At 75.0% G+C, this 21,468-nt stretch carries 17 protein-coding genes; 10 read left to right on the forward strand and 7 right to left on the reverse strand.

From position 1 onward, the window contains the following. Positions 1 to 238 precede the first annotated feature (238 nt). The gene (locus tag ACGFIR_RS10125) at positions 239 to 3,169 is read left to right on the forward strand and encodes a M36 family metallopeptidase (protein ID WP_393144354.1); all 2,931 of its coding nucleotides are present in this window, start codon (positions 239 to 241) and stop codon (positions 3,167 to 3,169) included. 160 nt (positions 3,170 to 3,329) lie between these two features. Here the strand turns inward: ACGFIR_RS10125 and ACGFIR_RS10130 are convergent, their stop codons facing one another. Then, positions 3,330 to 4,355 (reverse strand): hypothetical protein, encoded by a 1,026-nt coding sequence (locus ACGFIR_RS10130; protein WP_393144356.1) that lies wholly within the window; start codon positions 4,353 to 4,355, stop codon positions 3,330 to 3,332. 246 nt (positions 4,356 to 4,601) lie between these two features. On the opposite strand from ACGFIR_RS10130, the gene ACGFIR_RS10135 reads away from it, so the two are divergent. The 4 genes from ACGFIR_RS10135 to ACGFIR_RS10150 all read left to right on the forward strand — a co-directional run bounded on the left by ACGFIR_RS10135 (position 4,602) and on the right by ACGFIR_RS10150 (position 8,378). After that, on the forward strand, positions 4,602 to 5,270 hold the full coding sequence (locus tag ACGFIR_RS10135) for a class I SAM-dependent methyltransferase (RefSeq protein ID WP_393144358.1): 669 nt from the start codon (positions 4,602 to 4,604) through the stop codon (positions 5,268 to 5,270). A gap of 9 nt (positions 5,271 to 5,279) precedes the next feature. After that, positions 5,280 to 6,443 carry a cytochrome P450 gene (locus ACGFIR_RS10140; protein WP_393144360.1) on the forward strand — a complete coding sequence of 388 codons (1,164 nt, stop codon included), beginning with the start codon at positions 5,280 to 5,282 and terminating at the stop codon, positions 6,441 to 6,443. Between the two features lie 253 nt (positions 6,444 to 6,696). Continuing rightward, the gene (locus ACGFIR_RS10145; RefSeq protein ID WP_393144362.1) at positions 6,697 to 7,629 is read left to right on the forward strand and encodes an ABC transporter ATP-binding protein; all 933 of its coding nucleotides are present in this window, start codon (positions 6,697 to 6,699) and stop codon (positions 7,627 to 7,629) included. Then, complete coding sequence (locus ACGFIR_RS10150; protein ID WP_393144364.1) at positions 7,626 to 8,378, forward strand: ABC transporter permease subunit; 753 nt, start codon at positions 7,626 to 7,628, stop codon at positions 8,376 to 8,378. The genes ACGFIR_RS10145 and ACGFIR_RS10150 overlap by 4 nt, the downstream gene beginning before the upstream one ends. A 50-nt stretch (positions 8,379 to 8,428) precedes the next feature. Here ACGFIR_RS10150 and ACGFIR_RS10155 read toward each other — a convergent pair whose 3' ends face one another. The 4 genes from ACGFIR_RS10155 to ACGFIR_RS10170 form a co-directional block, all read right to left on the reverse strand. Further along, entirely contained in the window at positions 8,429 to 9,106 is a 678-nt protein-coding gene (locus tag ACGFIR_RS10155; RefSeq protein WP_393144366.1) for a response regulator, read from the reverse strand. Then, positions 9,103 to 10,659 carry a sensor histidine kinase gene (locus ACGFIR_RS10160; protein WP_393144368.1) on the reverse strand — a complete coding sequence of 519 codons (1,557 nt, stop codon included), beginning with the start codon at positions 10,657 to 10,659 and terminating at the stop codon, positions 9,103 to 9,105. The genes ACGFIR_RS10155 and ACGFIR_RS10160 overlap by 4 nt, the downstream gene beginning before the upstream one ends. Positions 10,660 to 10,713: 54 nt before the next feature. Beyond that, a complete protein-coding gene (gene bioD, locus ACGFIR_RS10165) occupies positions 10,714 to 11,418 on the reverse strand; it encodes a dethiobiotin synthase (protein ID WP_393144736.1) in 705 nt (234 codons plus the stop codon). Positions 11,419 to 11,541: 123 nt separating this feature from the next. Next, positions 11,542 to 12,678, reverse strand: a complete 1,137-nt coding sequence (locus ACGFIR_RS10170) for an 8-amino-7-oxononanoate synthase (RefSeq protein WP_393144370.1) — start codon at positions 12,676 to 12,678, stop codon at positions 11,542 to 11,544. Positions 12,679 to 12,832: 154 nt separating this feature from the next. Here ACGFIR_RS10170 and bioB point away from each other — a divergent pair, with 154 nt between their 5' ends. From bioB to ACGFIR_RS10185, 3 genes are read left to right on the forward strand one after another with little or no spacing between them, the layout of a single operon-like run. Further along, the gene (gene bioB / locus ACGFIR_RS10175; RefSeq protein ID WP_393003944.1) at positions 12,833 to 13,828 is read left to right on the forward strand and encodes a biotin synthase BioB; all 996 of its coding nucleotides are present in this window, start codon (positions 12,833 to 12,835) and stop codon (positions 13,826 to 13,828) included. An 8-nt stretch (positions 13,829 to 13,836) separates the two neighbouring features. Continuing rightward, positions 13,837 to 14,058, forward strand: a complete 222-nt coding sequence (locus ACGFIR_RS10180) for a hypothetical protein (RefSeq protein ID WP_393003946.1) — start codon at positions 13,837 to 13,839, stop codon at positions 14,056 to 14,058. Between the two features lie 5 nt (positions 14,059 to 14,063). Beyond that, entirely contained in the window at positions 14,064 to 14,570 is a 507-nt protein-coding gene (locus ACGFIR_RS10185; protein ID WP_393144372.1) for a GNAT family N-acetyltransferase, read from the forward strand. A 92-nt stretch (positions 14,571 to 14,662) separates the two neighbouring features. On the opposite strand, the gene ACGFIR_RS10190 is transcribed toward ACGFIR_RS10185, so the two are convergent. Continuing rightward, complete coding sequence (locus ACGFIR_RS10190; protein WP_393144374.1) at positions 14,663 to 15,187, reverse strand: DUF488 family protein; 525 nt, start codon at positions 15,185 to 15,187, stop codon at positions 14,663 to 14,665. A gap of 169 nt (positions 15,188 to 15,356) precedes the next feature. Then, positions 15,357 to 18,308, reverse strand: a complete 2,952-nt coding sequence (locus tag ACGFIR_RS10195; protein ID WP_393144376.1) for a glycoside hydrolase family 9 protein — start codon at positions 18,306 to 18,308, stop codon at positions 15,357 to 15,359. A 377-nt stretch (positions 18,309 to 18,685) separates the two neighbouring features. Between ACGFIR_RS10195 and ACGFIR_RS10200 the strand changes: the two genes are divergently transcribed. Next, positions 18,686 to 19,474 (forward strand): LPXTG cell wall anchor domain-containing protein, encoded by a 789-nt coding sequence (locus ACGFIR_RS10200; RefSeq protein WP_393144378.1) that lies wholly within the window; start codon positions 18,686 to 18,688, stop codon positions 19,472 to 19,474. A 367-nt stretch (positions 19,475 to 19,841) separates the two neighbouring features. Further along, a complete protein-coding gene (locus ACGFIR_RS10205; RefSeq protein ID WP_393144380.1) occupies positions 19,842 to 21,407 on the forward strand; it encodes an aldehyde dehydrogenase family protein in 1,566 nt (521 codons plus the stop codon). The last annotated feature ends 61 nt before the right edge of the window (positions 21,408 to 21,468 follow it).

The following is a 21,468-nucleotide window of genomic DNA, read 5'->3' on the forward strand; positions in this document are numbered from 1 at the left end:
TGACAGCCGCCACGACTCTGTACAAGAGACTGTTTTTGTCGATATTGGCGCGGGGCGGACCGCAGGCGCCCGATTCCGGGAGTCACGGCAGGCCGGGCGGCCTCGCGCTCGCCGGACGGCTTGAGTAGGCGCGACCCTTGTTCCCCGCCGGGGCGGGCTGATATCCACAGATGCGCATGCGTAACGCGCTGCGCGGGCCGGCGGAGGGCCGGCCACCCCGCTCCCACGAGGAGGTTCCGTGGCACAACCGGAATGGACACCCTGGATGAGCCGGCGCCGACGCCGGCTCATCCCCGTCCTGGCGGCGACCGCGGTGGCGGCCGCGCTGCTGCCCACCGGCCCCACCGCCGCCGCACCGACCGGCGGCGCCTCCGCCGAGCGGCGCTCCGGCCCGTTCGCCGAGGGGCAGCACCAGCACGCCGACGTCGACAACCGCCCCGGCACCGCCGCCCCCGACGCGCGGCAGCGGGGCCTGGCGCGCAAGGCCGACCCGGACACCCGCTGGAACCGGCTCGGCACCCCGCACGCGCTCGGCCCCGGCAGCGCGCCACTCGCCACCGGCCTGCCCGCCGCGCCGGAAGCGGCCGCCCGCGCGTACCTGGCCGGCCACCGCGACCTCTTCGGGCTGGACGCCACGGCGGTCGACGCGATGGACCGGGTACTGGTCCGGCCCATCGGCGCCGGCGCGGTCGTCACCCTCCGGCAGCGCTTCGGCGACCTGCCGGCCGGACACGACGGCCTGGTCACCGTCGCGGTCGCCGACGGCAAGGTCCTCGCGGTCAGCTCCTCGCTGTCCCGGGACACCGCCGCGCCGGCACCGGCCACCCTCACCGAGGAGCAGGCGTACGCGGCGGCGCGCGCCGACGCCGGCCTGACCGCCGAGGCGGTACGCAGCCACAGCGTCCGCGCCGTCGCCGTGCCCACCCCGCTCGACGGGCCCCGGGCCGCGTACGAGGTGACCCTGATCGGCGCCGACGCCGACCACCTGGCGGCGTTCACCACGTACGTCGACGGGATCACCGGGCAGGTGCTGGTCCGCGAGGACCTCGTCGACTTCGACTCGGACAACCCGAGTTGGGCGGTCTTCCCGGCCACCCCGCCGCGCGACCTCGGCCCCGGGCAGGATCCCCGGGTGCGCTGGTGCGGCGACCCCGCGCCGGGCTGCCAGGCGGCCTTCCGCGACCCGGCCACCGGGCAGCCGTGGGACGTCGACGCGGCCACCGGCACGCCGACCGGCACCGCTCGGGGCAACTCCGCCAACACCGTGCTCTCCTGGGGCGGCGGCACGCCGGCCGTACCGGCCACGCCCAGCCCGGAGCGCCGCTACGAGTACCCGTTCACCGACCAGTGGCACCAGGCCCGCTGCAACCCCGAGGTGTTCACCTCGGCGCAGCGCAACGACGGTGACGCCGCGATCGCCAACCTGTTCGCCATGCACAACCGGATGCACGACTGGGCCTGGCACCTGGGCTTCACCGAGGCGACCTGGAACCTCCAGGCCGTGAACCTGACCCCGGAGGGCCTGGGCGGCGACGCCGAGCAGGGCCGCGCCCAGCAGGGCGCGCTCAGCGGCAACCGGAACAACGCCAACCAGGGCACGCCGCGCGACGGCCTGCCGCCCACCACCAACATGTACCTGTGGCAGCCGCAGGCCGGCGGGCCGTACCCGCCCTGCGTCGACGGCGACTACGACATGACGGTGATCGGGCACGAGTACACCCACGCCATCACCAACCGCATGATCGCCGGCCCGGACAGCGGCATCAGCGGCCACCAGGGCGGCTCGATGGGCGAGTCGTGGAGCGACCTGCTCGCCGCCGAGTACCTCTTCCAGCACGGGCTGCGCGCCCCCGGCGAGACGCCCTACGTCACCGGCGGCTACGTCACCGGCAACCTGGTCAGCGGAATCCGCAACCACGACTTCAGCCGCAGCCCCCTGAACTACTCCGACGTCGGCTACAACACCGGCGGTCCGGCCGTGCACGCCGACGGCGAGATCTGGAGCGCCACCAACTTCCGGGTACGCGCCGCGCTGATGAAGCGCTACGGCGCCGGCACCCCGCGGCTACAGCTCGACTGCGCGCGCGGGCTGGTGGCGGTCGACGAGTGCCCGGGCAACCGGCGCTGGTCGCAGCTGGTCTTCGACTCGTTCCTGCTCCAGGCCGCCAGCCAGGTGAGCATGCTCGACATGCGGGACAACATGCTCACCGCCGACCTGCTGCGCTTCGGCGGCGCCAACCAGGACCTGCTCTGGGCCGAGTTCGCCCGCTCCGGGATGGGCCGCGACGCCGCCACCAACGGCGCCGCCGACACCGACCCGACGCCGAGCTTCGCCGCCCCCGGCGCCGACAACGCGGTGCTCACCCTGCGCCCGAAGGGCGACAGCGCCGAGGCCCCGATCCGGGTGTACGTCGGCGCGTACGAGGCGCGGGCGGTGCCGGTGGCCGACACCGACCCGGCCACCGCGCTGCCGGACACCGTCGAGCTGGTGCCCGGCACGTACCAACTGCTCGCCGTCGCACCCGGCTTCGGCCACCAGCGGCTCACCGTGGTCGCCAGGCCCGGCAAGCAGGGGTACGTCGACCTGCGGATGAGCCGGAACCTGGCGTCCACGGCATCCGGCGCGACGGTCACCGGTGACGGGGTCAACCTGGACCGGATCGCCGACGACACCGAGGCCACCAACTGGGCCTCCCTGGACGGAGTGGCCGGCCGGCGGGTCACCGTGGCGCTGCCCGGGGACGCCCCGCAGGTCGTGAAGCGGGTGAACGTCAGCGCCATGCTGCGCCCGACGATCTCCGGCGACGCCGACCCGGGCAGCCAGAACGCGCTCAGCGCGCTGCGCTCGTTCGCGGTGTCGGCGTGCAACGCGAAGAAGGCCGACTGCACGGATCCGGCGAACTGGCGTCGGATCCACACCAGCGCGCCCGACGCGTTCCCGGGCGGGGCGTACCGGGCGTACGTGCCGGACATCAACCTGCGCGAGTTCCGGGTGCCGACCACGCTGGCCACGCATCTGCGGCTGGAGGTGCTGGCCAGCCAGTGCACCGGCGGCCCCGCCTACGCCGGTGAGCAGGACGACGACCCGGCGACCACCACCGACTGCGCGACCGCCAGCCCGGCGCGTACCCAGGTGCGCATCGCCGAGTTCCAGGCGTTCTCGAAGTGACCGCCCGTCGGGGCCGGTCGGCGTACCGGCCGGCCCCGACGGACCACCACGAGACCTGACCATCGCCGACCTGAGCACCGCCGGCCTGATTACGACCGGCCTGACGACCACCAGCCTGAGCACCCGCCAGCCCGACCGTCGTCGGCACGAGCGGTGTGGGTCACCGGCGTCGGCGGTCCCCGCGCAGCGGCGCGGCCCGCCACCGACCGGCCCCGGCAGGGCGGTCCCCACGCCGGTCCGGCCCGGCGTCGCCGTCGGAACGGCCTGCCGGTGCGCGACGCGATGGTTGCGGCCCGGCATCGGCGCCGGCCGCCGTCAGGTGCCGCAACCGCAGCAGCAGGCCGAGGCCGAGCGAGAGCAGCAGCCCGCCGAGCAGGAACGCCGCCTGCACCGCCCCGAAGCCGCCGCTCCCGGCCAGCGGCCGTCCCGCGCCGGCCGCGGTGGGCGCCTCGTCGGACACCGGCTCGTCGGTGGCGGGCTCGTCGGTGGCGGGCACCTCCCCGGCCTCCACCGCCCCGGTCTCCTCGGCCGCCGGGTCGGTCGGCTCGGCGGTGGTGGCATCGGGCTCCGGCTCCTCGCTCGGGGCAGTCCGCGCATTCGGGCCGATCACCGACCGCGTCGCCGTCTGCCGCGACAGCAGCCGCAGGTTCGCGTCGTACGCCTCCGCCGCCAGGGTGATCCGCCCCCGGGTGACGTCCCCGGCGAAGGCCACCCGGTAGCGGGCGGTGACCGTCCGTCCGGGGCAGAGCGTGCCCGGGTCGAGCCGGCGGTCCGTCAGCCGGGCCACGTTCCCGTCGGCGCGGATGTCCAGCGGGAACGAGCCGGTCTCCTCGATCCGGTCCATCCTGACCTGGTCGAGCCGGAGCCCGCGTACCCGCAGCACCATGGACCAGCGCACCTTGACGCAGCCCCCGTCGTCGCGGGAGACCACGGCGGAGAGGGTCTCGACCCGGTCCCCCGCGGTGAACTCGTCCGGCAGGCCGCTCAGTTCCGTGGCGAAGGCCGCCTGCGCGGGCGCGGGCAGAGGCGCCCCGGCCAGGCAGGCGAGCACCACCGCGACCCGTTGCGCGTACCGCCACACCGTCGCCACCTCCCGTCGGTCGCCGCCTCCCCCGCCACGCTGCCAGCGCCGCCAACCGGCCGGTAGACGGGCGTGTTCGCACCGGTCGCCAAGCACGGCGGCCACTTTCACCGAGAGTGGTGAACCGGTCACCCCTCCCCCGCGACACGCCGAGGCAGCCGCCAGCGCGGCGGAGGCGGTCGGCCGGTGGCAGCGATCGGCGCGGTCCGGCGACCGAGACGGTTCAGATGGCGGTCGTCGGCGCGGTCGGGCGGCGGAGACGCTGGGATGGCGGCCGGCGCGGCCAGGCGGCGTGGCGGGCCCGGGGTGGCGGCGGTCGGCGGGTTCGGGCGGCGGGAGAGAATCGTCGGCGTGTCCGAGCTCTCCGCCGCCTTCGTCCGGCTGCACGCCAGCCTCACCCCGGTCGCCTTCGTGCCCGAGGTGCGGCTGCACCAGGCCCACGACGCCATCGGGCTGTGGGAGTTGACCGAGGGCGAGTTCCGCAGCGCCCAGCCGCCGCCGTTCTGGGCCTTCGCCTGGGCCGGCGGGCAGGCGCTCGCCCGGTACGTCACCGACCACCCGGAGCTGGTCGCCGGCCGCCGGGTGCTCGACCTCGCCGCGGGCTCCGGCCTGGTCGCCATCGCCGCCGCGCGGGTCGGCGCCGCCACCGTGCGCGCGGCGGAGATCGACGAGCTGGCCGTCGCGGCCGTCGCGGTCAACGCCGACGCCAACGGGGTACGTGTCGACGCCGAACTCGGCGACATCCTCGACGGTGACGCCGCCGGGGCCGAGGTGGTGCTCGCCGGCGACGTCTTCTACAGCCAGGCGATGGCCAACCGGGTGCTGCGCTTCCTGCTGCGGGCCGCCCGCGCCGGGGCCCGGGTGCTGGTCGGCGATCCCGGTCGGGCCTTCCTGCCCCGCGAGCGCTTCGACGAGCTGGCCGTCTACGACGTGCCGGTGCCCGAGACGCTGGAGAGCGTACGGGTGAAGCGCACCACCGTGTGGCAGTTGCGGGCGGGGCTGCCGGGGGCCGGCCGCTAACGTGTCGGCGTGCTGTTCCGGAGCTGGGCGCAGACCGCCGACGCGCACTGGCCGGACCTGGCCCGGGTGCGCGACCACGTGGGCGTCACGCACCTGGTGGTGACCCGGCACGCCCTGGTCCGCCAAGTGCTCACCGACGCGGCGACGTACCGGCCCGACAACGCGCTGGACGCGGTGACCCCGGTTCCCGTGGCCGCGCTGCGGGTGCTGGCCGGGCACCGGTTCCGGCTGCCGCCGACCCTGGCGAACAACGGCGGCGCCAGCCACCCGGCGATCCGGGCGATCGTCGCCGACGCCCTGCACCCGACGCGGATCGCGGCACAGCGGCCCTGGCTGACCAGCCTGGTCCGGGAGCGCGTCGGCAGGATCGACGCCACCCTGGACGCGGGCGCGCCGGTGGACCTCTACGCCGAACTCGCCGCCGACCTGCCGCTGCTGGTGCTGGCCCGGCTGGTCGAGCTGCCGGACGCGCCGGTCGGCGCGGTGAAGGAGTTCGCCCGCGCCGCGCTGGAACTGTTCTGGGCGCCGCTGGACGCCGAGCGGCAGCAGGCCCTCGCCGCCGAGGTGGGCCGCTTCCACCGGGTACTGCGGGAGTTCGCGGCGACCGGGGGCGGGCTGGCCGGGTCGCTGCGGGCCGCCGGGCACCCGCCCGACGTGGTGGTCGGCGCGCTGTTCTTCCTGCTGGTGGCCGGCCAGGAGACCACCTCGCAGTTCCTCACCCTGCTGCTGCACCGGCTGACCGGCGAGCCGGCCGTACTGACCGGCCTGCGCGACGGCACCGTCGCGGTCACCGACGTGGTCGAGGAGGGGCTGCGGCTGGAGCCGCCCATCGTGACGTGGCGACGGGTGGCGGCGGTGGACACCACGCTGGGCGGTACGGCGGTGCCGGCGGGCACCAGCATCGTGCTCTGGCTGGCCCGCGCCGGCCGGGACCCGGCCGCCGTCGACGCGCCGGGCGAGTTCCGTCCCGGGCAGCGCGGCTCCCGCCGGCACCTGGCCTTCGGCGCGGGCGCACACCGCTGCGTCGGCGACCAGTTGGCCCGGATGGAGGCGGCCGTGGTGGTCGCCGAGACCGCCGGGCTGCTGGACGGGGTCACCGTGCTCCGTGAGCCCTGGTGCCCGGACAACCTGACCTTCCGGATGCCCGACGCCCTCGTCGTCCGCCGGCGCTGACCGGGCTGCCGCGCACTCACGCGAGCGTTGCCCGCGCAGTGGCACGAGGCTCGGTGATCAGGACGCCTCGGACCCTTCCCGGCGGTTTCAAGGCCCATGGCGTCCTGATCACCACTGGTGGGGCCGGGTGCCCAGAGGCTGCGGTGGCGAGCGGTGAGCCGGACGGGTGGCCCGCGGGACCCGACGAAAGTCAGTGCCGGGTGATGTCGTTCGGGCGCGGTCGGCCCGGGGGCCACGAACCTAGCGTCGACGCATGATCACACTACGCGGGTTGACGAAGCGGTACGGGGACACGACCGCCGTCGACGCCCTGACCGTCGACATCGGGCCGGGGCAGGTCACCGGCTTCCTCGGCCCGAATGGCGCGGGCAAGTCCACCACCATGCGGATGATCCTCGGGCTGGACCGCCCCACCGCCGGACAGGCACTCGTCGGCGGGCGGGCGTACCGGGAGCTGCGGCGCCCGCTGCACGAGGTTGGCGCGCTGCTCGACGCCCGGGCGGTGCACCCCGCCCGGTCGGGTCGGGCGCATCTGCTCGCGATGGCCCGCAGCAACGGGATACCGGACCGACGCGTGGACGAGGTGCTCGCCACCGTGGGGCTGGACGCCCGCGCCGCCGCCAAGCCGGGGCGCACCCTCTCCCTGGGCATGGGCCAGCGGCTCGGCATCGCCGGGGCGCTGCTCGGCGACCCGCCGGTGCTGATGTTCGACGAGCCGGTCAACGGCCTCGACCCGGACGGCGTGCGCTGGGTACGACAGCTGATGCGCTCGCTGGCCGACGAGGGCCGGACGGTCTTCGTCTCCAGCCACCTGATGACCGAGATGCAGCTCACCGCCGACCGGCTGGTGGTGATCGGCCGGGGTCGCCTGCTCGCCGACGCCCCGATCGACGAGGTGATCGCCGGCAGCGCGGTGGCCGTGCGCGTACGCAGTCCGCAGCCGGCCGGCCTCGCCGCGCTCGCCGAGCGGCTCACCGCCACCGGGGCCACCGTCGAACCGGCCGGCCCGGGCGAGCTGACCGTCACGGGCGCCACCGTCGAACGGATCGGCGACCTGGCGTACGAGACGGGGGTGCGGCTGCACGGGCTCAGCCCGTACGGGGCGTCCCTGGAACAGGCCTTCATGGAACTGACCGCCGACAGCGTCGAGTACGCCGGCACCCCGACCCGGAGCGAGGCACGATGAACGCGATCACCGCCGAGTGGACCAAGCTGTGGTCCGTACGTTCCACCTGGTGGTCGCTGCTGGCCGGGGTGCTCCTGATGGCCGCCACCGCCGGTCAGCTCGCCATCTACGCGGCCAACGCGAACACCAACGACGACCCGGCCGACGACGCCGGGATCGTCACCGTCGGCAGCGTCGTGATCGGCTCGGTCGAGCTGACCCAGTACGCCGTGCTGGCCCTGGGCCTGCTCGTGGTCACCAGCGAGTTCACCAGCGGCACGATCCGTACGACCCTCCAGTGCACGCCGTCGCGCGGCCGGGTGCTGCTGGCCAAGGCCGCGGTGACCGGGGCGGTGACGTTCGCGCTCGGGCTGCTGCTGGGCACGGTCGGCGCGCTGGTGGCCCGGCCGGTGCTCGGCCGCTGGGGCAGCGCTCCGACGGGCGGCACCGTCGGTGACGTGGTGGCGGTGGCGACCTACCTGGCGCTGGTCGGCGTGCTGGCCCTCGGGCTCGGCGCGGCCCTGCGCAGCGCGGTGCTCGCCCTGATCGTGCTCGTCGCCACGCTGATGATCGTGCCGCTGTCGTTGCAGGAGCCGGACATCGCCGTGCTCAACCGGATCGCCGACGCCTTCCCCGGCGTCGCCGGCGGGCATTTCCTGGCCGGGGACACCGGCCCGTACCCGGCACCGGTCGGGTTGCTGCTGCTGGCCGGCTGGGCCGGCGCGGCGCTGCTGCTGGGCCGCGCCGCGCTGCGCCGCCGGGACGCGTGACGCCCACGCCGCGCTGAGCCGCACGGACGCGTGGGACGGGGCGGGGCGGGTCAGCCGGTCGGCTCGACCAGCCCCGCCTCGTACGCGAGGATGGCCGCCTGCACCCGGTTGCGCACCTCCAACCGGGTGAAGACGCTCGTCAGGTAGCTCTTCACGGTCCCCTCGACCAGATGCAGCCGGCGGGCGATCTCGGCGTTGGACAACCCCGCCCCGACCAGCGCGAGCACCTCCCGCTCCCGCTCGGTCAGCCCCGCCAGCCTGTCCCGGGCCACCGGCCGGCGGGCCATCCGGTCACCGCCCAGCTCGATGACCCGGCGGGCCACCGGCGGTGACAGGTACGCGCCACCGTCGGCGACGGCGTGCACCCCGGCGATCAGTTCGCGCGGGTCGCCGGCCTTGAGCAGGAATCCGCTCGCGCCGTGCCCGAGTGCCCGGGCCACGTGGTCGTCCTCGCCGAAGGTGGTCAGCATGAGAGTCGCCGTCTCCGGCACCAGCCGGCGGATCTCGGCGGCGGCGGTGAGCCCGTCCAACCTCGGCATCCGGATGTCCAGCAGCGCCACTCGGGGCCGGTGCGCCCGGACCAGTTCCACCGCGACCCGGCCGTCACCGGCCTCGGCCACCACCTCGATGCCCGGGTCGGTCTCCAGGATGGCCCGGACGCCGGCCCGGATCGTCGCCTCGTCGTCGGCGAGGACGACCCGCACCGGGCCGGCCGTGTCGGCGTTCATCCGTCGATCCGCTCCTTGGTGATCAGCCGGCCCTCGACGAAGCAGAGCCGCCACGTCGGTTGGGCCAGCGGGAAGTTGCCGTCGGTGTAGTACTCGCAGCCGGGACGTGCCGCCCCGGCGGGCGGGGCGAGCTGCCGTCGGGGCAGCCCGGTCAGTTCGGCGCGCTGCGCACCGACGGACATCCGCGCGAACGCCCCGTCGTCGAGGACCGTTCCGGCGGTAGCGACCGGGTAGTAGACCAGCGAGAGGACGAGCGCGAGGCCCACCGGGGCGCCGAGCGCTGTCAACAGGCTGAGCCGAACCCGACGGTGGGCGTCGCGCAGCCGCCGCTCGGCCTCACCCGACCGGTCCCCGGACGGCCCGCTGTCCGCCGGTTCGCCGTCGGGCCAGGGTGCCACGGGCGGGAGGGCGTCGGCGCCGCCCGGCCCAGCTACCGGCAGGTGGGCGCGGACGACGAAACCGCCGTCGTCCCGGTGGCCGGCCGCCAGGGCACCGCCGCCGAGCCGGACCCGCTCGGCGAGGGCGAGCAGGCCGGAACCGGTGGACGGCGGGCCCGGCAGCGGCCCGGCCGGTGGCGGTGCGTTGACGACGGCCACCTCGACCTGTTCGTCGTCGCGGCTGAGGACGACGGTGACCGCCGCGCCGGGGGCGTACCGGGCGGCGTTGGTGAGCGCCTCGCGGACCACCCGGTGCACGGCGTGCGCGGCCATCGGGGGCAGCTGCGCCAGCGCGTCCACACCGGTCAGGCGCACCGCCATGCCGGCCTCCCGGGCCCCGTCGACCAGCTCGCCGACGCTCTCGTCGGCCGGCCGGGTGCTCGCCGTGCCATCCGGCTCCCGGAGCACCCCGATGATCCCGTGCAGCCGCTCCGTGGCCGCGGCGACGCTGGCCCGCAGCTCACCGGCCGCGGCACGGTGCCGGGGCGCGAGGTCGCCGGCGACCTCCAACGCGGCGGCGCGCAGGGCGATCAGGCTCAGGTCGTGCCCGAGCGAGTCGTGCATCTCCTGGGCGATGCGGGCCCGCTCCCGCAGTCGGATCCGCTCGGCGGCGCCCCGCCGCTCCCGGTCCCGCGCCTCGGCATGCCGCCGGCCGGCGTCGGCCAGCACGGCCTGCTGGCGCCGGTACCGCCCGACGAGCCACGGGAACACCCCGGCGAAGAGCAGTACGGAGGCGAGCAGGAACCAGGTGGCCGCGCCGGTGCCGAGCAGCCCGAGGTTGAGCGCGGTGCCACCGGCCGCGAGTAGGACGAAGGCGACGACGGCCGGGACGGCGGTGACGCCGCGACGACCGGTCAGGTAGCTGAACACCGGGATCGCGAAGAGGAAGTTGCCGTCCAGTAGTGACCCGAGCACCACGGCGACCAGGGCGGCCACCGGCCATCGCCGGCTGACCGCGACCGCCGCGGCGAGCAGCAGCAGCGCGCCGACCGTCAGGGCGATGGCCCGCCCCGAGTGCGGCGGAGTGACGCCCGCGTACCCGATCGGGGCGGCGGTGGCCGCCCACAGGACCAGGTCGGCGGTTCGTCGTCGGGCTGCGGACCCCCAACTTTCCACGGCGGCCAGGCTACCCACGCCCGACCTGCGTCGACACCGACGAAAGTCAGGTGCTCAGCTGATCTCCTCGGCCCAGGCGCGCCAGTCGTCGAGCACGCCGTACAGGGCCGGAGTGAGCCAGCCGGACGCGGACCGGCGGAAGACCCCCGGATCCATCGCCCCGGTACCGGCCGGCAGGGCACCCAGCAGCTTCGGCACCATGTCGGTCAGGTTGGCCCAGTGCACCAGCTCCGGCGCGGCCGGCCAGGCCCCGACCACGACACCCGCCGGTATCGCCCGGCGCTCCAACGCCTCCAGCGTCAGCGCCGTGTGGTTCAGGGTGCCCAGGCCCGCCCGGGTGACCACCACGGCCCGGCAGTCCAGCGCCACCGCCAGGTCCGCGACCGTCCAGGGCGTCCCCTCCGGCCGCAACCCCATCGGTACGAGCAGGCCGCCCGCGCCCTCGACGAGCACCAGGTCGTGCTTGTCGGTCTCCTCGCGGATCGCGTCGACGGCGGTCTGGAGTTCCAGCGGCTCCAGCTCGGCGACCCGGGCCGCCGCCAGCGGGGCGAGCGGGTCGGGGAAGCTGGCCAGGGTCCGGCCGGTCAGCGGGGCGGCCAGCCGGTTGACCGCGTCGACGTCGCCGGGCTCACCGCCGGCCGTACCCGTCTGGGCGGGTTTGACCACCGCGACCCGCAGGCCGGCCGCCTGCGCGGCGGCGGCGATCGCCGCGGTGACGACCGTCTTGCCGACGTCGGTGTCGGTGCCCGTCACCAGCACCGGCCCCCGCCACGGCCCGGTCACGACACCACCCCGACTCGCAAAACCGGCTCACTCCTCGCGCTCACGGGGCCACCTTTGTTCGCGACTGCGGGGCTCGCAAACCCCGCTCACTCCTCGCGCTCACGGGGCACACTCCACTATGGCCTCCAGGGCCCGCTCGAAGTCCGCCCGGGGGACGCCCGCGCTGATCGTCAACCGCAGTCGCGACCGGCTGTCCGGCGTGGACGGCGGCCGGAAGCAGCCGACGGCGACGCCCCGGTCGCGACAGTCGGCCGCCCAGGCGGTCGCCGCCTCGGGGCCGGGAGCGGCGACCGAGACGACCGCGCCGTCGGGCGCCGAGACCGTCAGCCCGGCGGCGCCGAGCCGGCGCACGGCCAGGGCGGCGCGGTCCGCCAACTCGGCGCGCAGGTGGTCACCGTCCCGGGCCAGCCCCACGGCGACGTGCACACCGGCGGCGACGGCCGGGGGCAGGGCGGTGTCGAAGATGAAGGTACGGCCGGTCTCGATCACGTGCCGGACGAACTCCTCCGGCCCCGCCACCAGCCCGCCCGCGCCGCCGAGGGCCTTGGAGAGGGTGGCCGTGACCACCACGTCGGGCTGGCCGGCGAGGCCGGTGGCGGCGACACCCCCGGCGCCGGCCGGGCCGGTCACGCCGAGGGCGTGCGCGTCGTCGACCAGCAGCAGCGCGCCGTGCTCCCGGGCGACGGCGTGCAGCCGGGCCAGCGGGGCGAGGTCGCCGTCGACGGAGAAGACCGACTCGGTGACGACCACCGCCGGCCGGCCCGGCGCGGCAGCCAGCGCGGCGGCCACCGCCGCGACGTCGGCGTGCGGAGTCACCACGGTCTCCGCGCCCGAGATCCGGCAGCCGTCGATCAGCGACGCGTGGTTGTGGGCGTCGGAGACGAGCAGCGTACGGGGCCGCACCAGCGCCCGTACGGCGGCGAGGTTGGCCAGGTAGCCGGAGGAGAAGACGAGTGCCCGGGCGGCGCCGAGCCAGTCGGCGAGGGCGTCCTCGAGCGCGTGGTGGGCGTCGGTGGAGCCCCGCACCAGCCGCGACCCGGTGGCCCCCAGCCCGTACGCCGACAGGGCCCGCGCCGCGGCGGCGGTGACCTCGGGGTGGGTGGCCAGGCCGAGGTAGTCGTTGCCGGCCAGGTCGATCATGGCATCGCCGGCGGCCCGGGGTCGCAGCCGGCGGGTGAGTCCCGCCTTCGCGCGCAGTACGGCGCGGCGGTCGAGCGCCGCCAGCCAGTCCGCCACCGTCACCCCCACACGCCCGCGCCGGCCGCCGTCGGCCGTTTCCGCCGGGCGAAATTACCACCCGCCGGCCACCGCCCGGCGTGTCCACCCGGCGTCCCCGGCCCCGACACGCGGGCCATTCTCCCCGCTGGGGCGGCCTTGTAGGGTACGAGCCATGCCAGAGATCCTCGACCAGGCCCGTACCCAGGTGCTGGAGAACGGCGTCGGTCTCGACGAGGCCGGCGTCCTCGCCGTGCTGAACCTGCCCGACGAGCACCTTCCCGCCGCCCTCCAGCTCGCCCACGAGGTGCGGATGCGCTGGTGCGGGCCGGAGGTGGAGGTCGAGGGGATCGTCTCGCTGAAGACCGGCGGGTGCCCGGAGGACTGCCACTTCTGCTCGCAGTCCGGCCTGTTCACCTCGCCGGTGCGCGCGGTCTGGCTGGACATCCCCTCGCTGGTCGAGGCGGCGAAGCAGACCGCGGCGACCGGCGCGACGGAGTTCTGCATCGTGGCGGCCGTGCGCGGCCCGGACGCCCGGCTGATGAAGCAGATGCGCGAGGGCGTCGCCGCGATCAAGGCCGAGGTCGACATCCAGGTGGCGGCGTCGCTGGGCATGCTCAGCCAGGAGCAGGTCGACGAGCTGGTCGACATGGGCGTGCACCGCTACAACCACAACCTGGAGACCTGCCGCTCCTACTTCCCCAACGTGGTCACCACGCACTCCTGGGAGGAGCGCTGGGAGACGCTGCGGATGGTCCGCGAGTCGGGCATGGAGGTCTGCTGCGGTGGCATCCTCGGCCTCGGCGAGACGGTGGAGCAGCGGGCCGAGTTCGCCGCGCAGCTCGCCGAGCTGGACCCGCACGAGGTCCCCCTGAACTTCCTCAACCCCCGTCCCGGCACGCCGCTGGGCGACCGGCCGGTGGTGGAGGGCAAGGACGCGCTGCGCGCCATCGCCGCCTTCCGGCTGGCCATGCCGCGCACCATCCTGCGGTACGCGGGCGGCCGGGAGATCACCCTCGGTGACCTGGGCACCCGCGACGGCCTGCTCGGCGGCATCAACGCGGTCATCGTCGGCAACTACCTGACGACCCTGGGTCGACCGGCGACGGCCGACCTGGAGCTGCTCGACGACCTGAAGATGCCGGTCAAGGCGCTCTCCGCGACGCTGTGACCACCCCGGTGACGAGCAGCGACACGGTGCCGGCGGCCGACGGGGCGTCGGCCGCCTGGTGCGACCGCTGCGGCGAGGCCGTGGCGGCCGGGTCGCACGACGCGTGCGCGGCGGCCCGCATGCTGGAGCCGCCGCGCTTCTGCGCGTACTGCCGGCGGCGGATGAAGGTGCAGGTGCTGCCGGTCGGCTGGGCGGCGGTCTGCGTCGAGCACGGCGAGATCCGGGGCTGAGGCGGATGCTGCGGGGCCGGATGGTGACCCTGCGGCCGGCGACGGCCGCGGACGTGCCGGCGCTCACCGCGATCCGGGCAACCCCCGAGGTCCGACGCTGGTGGCGCGGCGGCGACGACCTCGCCGCCGCCGTCCGGGCCGACCTCGCCGACGAGGCCCTGACGGTGTACGCGGTCGAACACGACGGCCGGGTCGTCGGCGCGATCCAGTGGTACGCCGAGGACGACCCGGACTACCGGCACGCCAGCATGGACGTCTTCCTCGACCCGGCGGTACGCGGCGCGGGGCTGGGCGGGGACGCCATCCGCACCCTGGCCCGGCACCTGATCGACGCGCACGGGCACCACCGGTTCACCATCGACCCGGCGGCGGCGAACACGGCGGCCGTGCGGGCGTACGCGAAGGTCGGCTTCCGTCCCGTCGGGGTGCTGCGCCGATACGAGCGCGGCGAGGACGGGCGCTGGCACGACGGGCTGCTGATGGACCTGCTCGCCGACGAACTGGTCGACTGACCCGGACGCGCCGGCCGAGAGCCCGACCGCCGGACGCGCCCGCCCCGCCGTCGGCCACCTGCCCGCCCGCCGGTCAGCCGCCCGCCCGCCGGTCAGCCGTCCCAGACGAGGTCGCCGTCGGGTAGCCGGCGGGCACCCTCGGCGGGGCGGTGCGGGGTGAGCCGACCGTCGGGCATCAGGTGGCGTACCGGCACGCCGCGCCCCAGCACGGCGACGTCGGCGATCAGCCGCCGGTGACAGCGCCACCAGACGCTCTCGCTGCACATCACCGCCGTGCTCCGGGCCGCCGCGTCGGCCAGCACCGCGTCCAGCGCCGCCTGGAAGTCGGCGGTACGGGTGTACGCCGCGTACGCCCGGAAGGCCGCGACGGTCCACCAGGTGTCCGGCTCGTCGACCCCGGCCGGGGTGTGTCGCCGGCCGCCGAGGCGCTGCTCCCAGCGGTAGTCCACGCCGGCCGCCGGCAGCCAGCGGGCCAGCTCCTCCCGGCGTACGTCCGGGTTGGTCCGGCTGGCCGGGAACCGCCGCACGTCCACGACGAGCGCGACCCGGGCGCCGGTCAGCAGCTCGCCCAGCCGCTCCCGGTCCGCCGCCCCGTGCCCCACCGTCACCAGTTCCACGGGGAGGGAATGCCCCGAATCGCGGCCGGCTACCGCCCGGATCTCCGCGCGGGGCGGCGGGCGGCGCGGCCGGCCGCGAGGGTGGGACGGGTTCCCCGTGAACGGCAACTGTCCGAGATTCCGCCGGTGGCGCGGACGGTGACGTCCGCGCCACCCACGGTGGTGTGCGTCAGGAGGCGGTGCAGGGGGTGCCGTTGAGGGTGAAGGCGGTGGGTTTCGGGTTCGAGCCGGTGTGGGTGCCGTTGAAGCCGAAGCTCGTCGACGCCCCCGGCGCGAGCCTGCCGTTGTAGGCGATGTTGGTGGCGGTGACCGCGGTGCCGGTCTGGGTCCAGGTCGCCGACCAGCCCTGGCCCACCTTCTGCCCGGCGCTCGGGAAGGCGAAGGCGAGGGTCCAGCCGTCGATCGCGGTCGTGCCGGTGTTGGTGACCGTCAGGTTCGCGGTGAAGCCGGTGTCCCAGCTGTTGGCCGTCCAGGTGACGGCGCAGCCGCCGGACGCGGGCGGGTCGGCGGTGGTGACGGCGACCGGCGCGGACGCCGTCGAGACGTTGCCGGCCGCGTCCACGGCCACCACGTGGAACTGGTACGCGGTGCCGGCGGTCAGCCCGGTCACCGCCAGCGTGGTGCCGGTGGGCGAGCCGACCAGTGTGTCCCCGCCGGTGGCCGACCGGTAGACCCGGTAGCCGGTGACGCCGACGTTGTCGGTCGACGCCGCCCAGCTCAGGGTGAGCCCGGTGGCGGTGACCGCCGAGGCGACGGGGGTGCCGGGGCGGGTCGGGGCGACCGTGTCGGGGGCCGGCGCGGCGGGCGTGGTCACCTCGGCCACGGGCGAGGCGGCCGAGCGGTTGCCGGCGCCGTCGCGGGCCCGCACCGTGAACCGGTACGTCCGCTCCGGCAGCAGCCCGGTCACCGCCAGGGTGTTGGTGGCCGTGTTGAGCAGGACGAGCGCGTCGCTGCCCACCTGCGCCTGGGTGATCTCGTAGCCGGCCAGCCCGCTGCCGCCGGCGTCGGTGGACGCGGGCCAGGTGAGGGTCAGCCCGGTGGCGGTGACGGCCGAGGCGACGGGGGTGCCGGGGGTGGTCGGCGCGGTGGTGTCCGGGGTGGCCGGCCCGGGTTCCTCGCCCCAGATCCGGGTGCCGCCGGCATAGAGCGTGACCTTCCGGTTCGGCCCCGCCGTCGCCTGGTACGACGGGTCGTTCGTCGGGTCCCAGGTGCCGCCCTCGGGCACACCGATCTTGAACTGCACCTCCATCCGGTGCTGCGACTGTCCGGCGGGCGCGATGGTGTGCCCGGTGCAGTCCACCTCGACGTACCAGATGTCGCCGGAGAACTGCCTGGCCGTGGTCGGCGACGGGCAGCCCTGGGTGTAGCCGGGGGTGACCGTGACGGGGCCGGTGCCGTCGGGGCGGAAGTAGTAGCGGAACTTCCCGTCGGTCAGGGCGCGGGCCGGGAAGGCCGACTTGTTGTAGATCATGGTCTTCAGGCCGGTGGCGCGCGGCTCGGCCTGCATGACCGTGGTCTCGACGGTCAGCTCGTCGATGTCGGGGGTCTCGGCGCGGGGGAAGCCGGCGAGCGGGGTGCCGCCGTACTCCTGGGTGAGCCGGGCCAGCGCGGAGGTGAAGCCCGCGTTGTAGTCGGTGGCGACCTCGTTCATCACGTAGTCCGACCGGCTGTCGGTGTACGCGTCGTTGGCCGCCGACGGGCCGCCGACGAGCGCGCCGTAGAGGGTGTGCCGGGTCTCGACGGGCACGGTCTGGCTGTCCCACCAGGAGCCGTGCGCGGTGCGGTGGTGCGGGTTCTTCGGCGGGTTGGCGCCGAACCCGATGACGTAGCTGGAGGCGCGCGGGTTGTCGCCGAGCGCGTAGTCGATCTGCCGGACGGCGAAGTCCTTGTAGCGGGCCTTACGGGTGGCGTCGGTGGTCTTGTCGCTGTAGACGAGGGCCGCGAAGGCGGTGTTCGCGGCGTAGCGCAGGGCGCCCCACGAGTCGAGCACGGCCATCCCGCCGGGCGAGTACGGCACCCGCTGCCCGTTGACGCCGACGGTCCAGTAGTCCAGCCAGCGGTTGGCGTCGTCGACGTACTTCTGCTTGCCGGTCAGGTTGGCCAGCAGCACGTACGCCCCGAACTGCTTGTTGTCCCAGGCGATGGTCCACTTGTAGGACCGGGTGGTGCTCTGGTTCTCGGTGCCGAGCCTGTCGTACTCGCTCTCGGCCTTGGCGAGGTAGGCGGCGTCGCCGGTGGCCCGGTACAGCCAGATGGCGGACCACACCAGCTCGTCCTGCCAGCCGCTCCAGGAGCGGTAGAAGCTGGTCGCGTCGGTGATGCACTCGTGGTAGCTCTTCCGCACGGTGTCGGCGAAGGTGTGGAGCTGCTTGGCGTGCCCGAGCAGCCGGTCGGCGTAGGCGGCGTCGGTGGGCCGGAAGACCATCGACGACGCGGCCATCGCCGCCGCCGTCTCCCCCGCCAGGTCCGCGCCGCCACAGCTCGCGTCGATCTTGTACGCGGGCCGCGCCATCGGCAGCACCTCGGCCGGGCCCCACCACTTGTGGTCGTCGTCGCCCTTGCCGACCTGCCCGTAGAGCACGTTCGGCGCGGGGTGCGCCTTGACGAAGTAGTCGTTGACGAAACGCAGGTTGTTGAGCAGGTGCGGCAGCTGGCCGCTGGCGACGTAGCCGTCGCGGTACTCGACGGCGCCCCAGGCGAGCATGGTGGCGCTGAACGCCATCGGGAAGCCGAACTTCACGTGGTCGCCGGCGTCGTACCAGCCGCCCGTGAGGTCCGCCCCGACGTCGGCCCCGTCGGTGAGCGCGGAGTCGCCGCGCCAGGAGACCCGGTTCCAGCTCGGCAGCGGGCCGGACTGCTGCGCCTCGTAGAACAGGAGCGACTTCTGCAACGCCTCGGCGTAGTTGAACGCGCCGGCCGCGGCGGGCGCGACCCGCGTCGTGCCGCCGGCGGACGCAGCGCTGGTGGCCGCGGCGGTCCGCGGCCCGTCCCCGGCCGCGGAGGCGGTCGCCGGACCGGCGCCGGCGAGGGCGAGGCCGGCGGCGAGGGCGGCGCCGGCGGCCAGCAGGCGGCGCGACCGGGGCTGGCCGCCCGGCGGGCGTGGACGTCTCGGATGGCGCATGGCGGTGCTCCTGTCGGTGGTGTCGCCGTCGGCACCGGAAGGGCGCGGTACTGCGGGCGGTGCCGGTCCGCGTGGCGACGAGGTGGTGTGGACGGTGGGGTACGGCCACGGGGCGCGGGAGCGCTCCCATGGATAGTCGACAATGTAAGGCGGGCACGGCTGATTTGTGAAGGACCGTCGCGCCGGACGGGGCGATCCGCAGCGCCTCCGGGACCGAAATCGTTACATCGAAACGCCCACCGAGCGTGATGGACTCACGGCCGAGCCGAGGAAGGGTGACGCGTATCGGCAGCTCGGGCCGATCAGCCGATGCCCAGGACCGTCACTCACCGTGCGATCATGAGCCACCCCCCTCGATCAACTCCGAAGGAATCCTCATGGCACACCGTCGGCGCGTGGCGCGCGCGGCCGTTTCCACCGCCGCCGCCACCGTCTGCCTGGCCCTCGCCACCCCCGCCTGGGCGTCGAGCACCATCCAGATCAACCCGGACCACAAGGACGAGACGGCCGGCGAATTCTCCACGGAGGACTGCGCCGATCCGCGATTCGCGGACCGCCCGGCGGACCACGACGGCTGGCACTTCGTCCTGCCGGGCGGCAAAGCCTCGGGCAGCTTCGAGACCCTCACGCTGACCTTCGAGACCGGCACCGGCCAGGTCACCGTCACGGTGCCGGACGCCGACGACGCCCACCCCGACGCCCTGTACCCGGCCGAGAACCGGCTGATGCACGCCTACCTCTTCACCCCGGCCGGCTGGACCCTGCTGGACGGCAGCGCCGTCATCACCGGCACCGCCAGCAAGTTCAACCTGAGCCACACCTGCGCGGGCACCGCGCCGTCGCAGTCGCCGAGCCCGACCCCGTCGCCGAGCGCCTCGGAGTCGCCGGAGCCGTCGGCGTCCCCGTCGGAGTCGGCCTCCCCGAGCGAGTCCCCCTCGCCGTCGGAGTCGGAGTCGCCATCGGAATCGCCGTCGGAATCGGACTCGCCGTCGACCCCGCCCACCGCCTCGCCGTCCGCGAGCACCGGTGGCGGCGGCGGTGAGGGCGGCCTGCCGCTGACCGGCGTGGCCACGACCAGCATCGCGCTGGGCGGCCTCGCCCTGATCGGCGGCGGTGCGCTGCTGATGCTGCGTCGCCGTCGCGACAACGTGACGTTCACCAGCTGACCCCACCCGGCGCCGGGCCACCTGCTCGGCGATCCCCGTGGCGCAGCCGACCGGCCGCCGGACACCCCGTCCGGCGGCCGATCTCTTCTCCCACCCCGACGACCCGCCGGACGGACGCACAGCGCGCCCGCCACGCCCACCGGACATTCGTCACACCATTCAAGCATGTCGATACGTCAACGACGTAGGCGCAGTTCAGGGACCCGAGAGACACTCAGCGACACGCGGTGGGGCCGGCGCGACGCGGGGCGGGCGTTCCGGCATACGAACGTACTGTTGCCGCACCGCTTTCCGGCGCGCGACAGTACGCCACACCAGCGGTGCCATCGACGCCGCCGCTCCCCCGGTCAACCCTGAGGAGATCTCGATGGCTCTACGACTCGCCGACGGTACCGCCTGGTCCGACACCCTCGCCCGCGCGGTGGCCGCCGCACCGGAGGCGTTCGGCGCCCCGGTCGACGGCGTCACCACGCTGCACAACCTCGTCCGCGGCGGCTGGCACGCCGTGGGCTCGCCCAGCCCGGTACGCACGCCCGTGGACAACACCGTGCTGGTCAACCTGGCCCGCCTCGACGCCGACTCCGCCCGTACCGCGGTCGCGCACGCCGCCGCCGCGCACCGGGCGTGGGCCGACACCCCGCTCGCCGACCGCAAGGCCCGCGTCACCGACGCCCTGGACGCGCTCACCGCCCACCGCGACCTGCTCGCCCTGCTCCTGGTCTGGGAGATCGGCAAGCCGTGGCGGCTGGCCTGCGCCGACGTGGACCGCGCGCTGGACGGCGTCCGGTGGTACGTCGGCGAGATCGACCGGATGCTCGCCGACGGCCGGGAGCCGCTGCCGGGACTGGTCAGCAACATCGCGTCCTGGAACTACCCGATGAGCGTGCTCGTGCACGCCGAACTGGTGCAACTGCTCGCCGGCAACGCGGTGATCGCCAAGACCCCGTCGCAGGGCGGGGCGGTCTGCCTCACCGTCGCCCACGCGCTGATGTACCGGGCCGGGCTGCCCGCCACCCTGGTCTCCGGCGGCGGCGAGGAGCTGTCCGAGGTGCTCGTCCGGGCGCCGGAGATCGGCGCGGTGGCGTTCGTCGGCGGGCGCTCCAACGGCGGCAAGGTCGCCGCCGCGCTGCTCGACTCCGACAAGCGGCACTTCATCGAGCAGGAGGGCCTCAACGCGTGGGGCATCTGGGACTTCTCCCAGTGGGACCTGCTCGCCGGGCACCTCAAGAAGGGCTTCGAGTACGGCAAGCAGCGCTGCACCGCGTACCCGCGTTTCGTGGTCCAGCGGGACCTCGTCGACGAGTTCCTCGACATGTACCTGCCGGTCGTGCGCTCCGTCCGGTTCGGACACCCGCTCGCGGTCGACGCTGACTGGAGCGCCGGTGACCCGCTGCCCGAGCTGGACTTCGGCCCGCTGATCAGCGCCGCCAAGGCCGACGAGCTGCGCCGCAAGGTCGACGAGGCGGTACGCGGCGGCGCGGTGCCGTTGCACCGGGGCAAGCTGCACGGCGCTCCGTTCCTCGACGGGCAGGACACCTCCGCGTACGTGGCCCCGTCGGTGCTGCTGGCCCCGCCCGGCCGGTCCCGGCTGATGCACGCCGAGCCGTTCGGCCCGGTCGACACCATCGTCGTGGTGGACACCACCGACGAGCTGCTGGCCGCCATGAACGCCTCCAACGGCGCGCTGGTCGCCTCGCTGGCCTGCGACGACGAGGAGCTGGCCGGCAAGCTCGCGGTCGACCTCCAGGCGTTCAAGGTGGGCATCAACAAGCCGCGCTCCCGGGGCGACCGGGACGAGCCGTTCGGCGGCCGGGGCGCCTCCTGGAAGGGCGCGTTCGTCGGCGGCGACCTGCTGGTGCACGCGGTGACCCAGGGCGGCGACGGCCGCCTCTACGGCAACTTCCCCGACTACAGCAGCTACCCGGCGACCTGAGTCGCGAGAAAGGGCACCCTGTTGACGCACGGCGGTTGCAGGGTGTCCTTCCTCGCGTCAG

The organism is Micromonospora sp. NPDC049051, from assembly GCF_043197575.1.
Taxonomy (GTDB): Bacteria; Actinomycetota; Actinomycetes; order Mycobacteriales; family Micromonosporaceae; genus Micromonospora.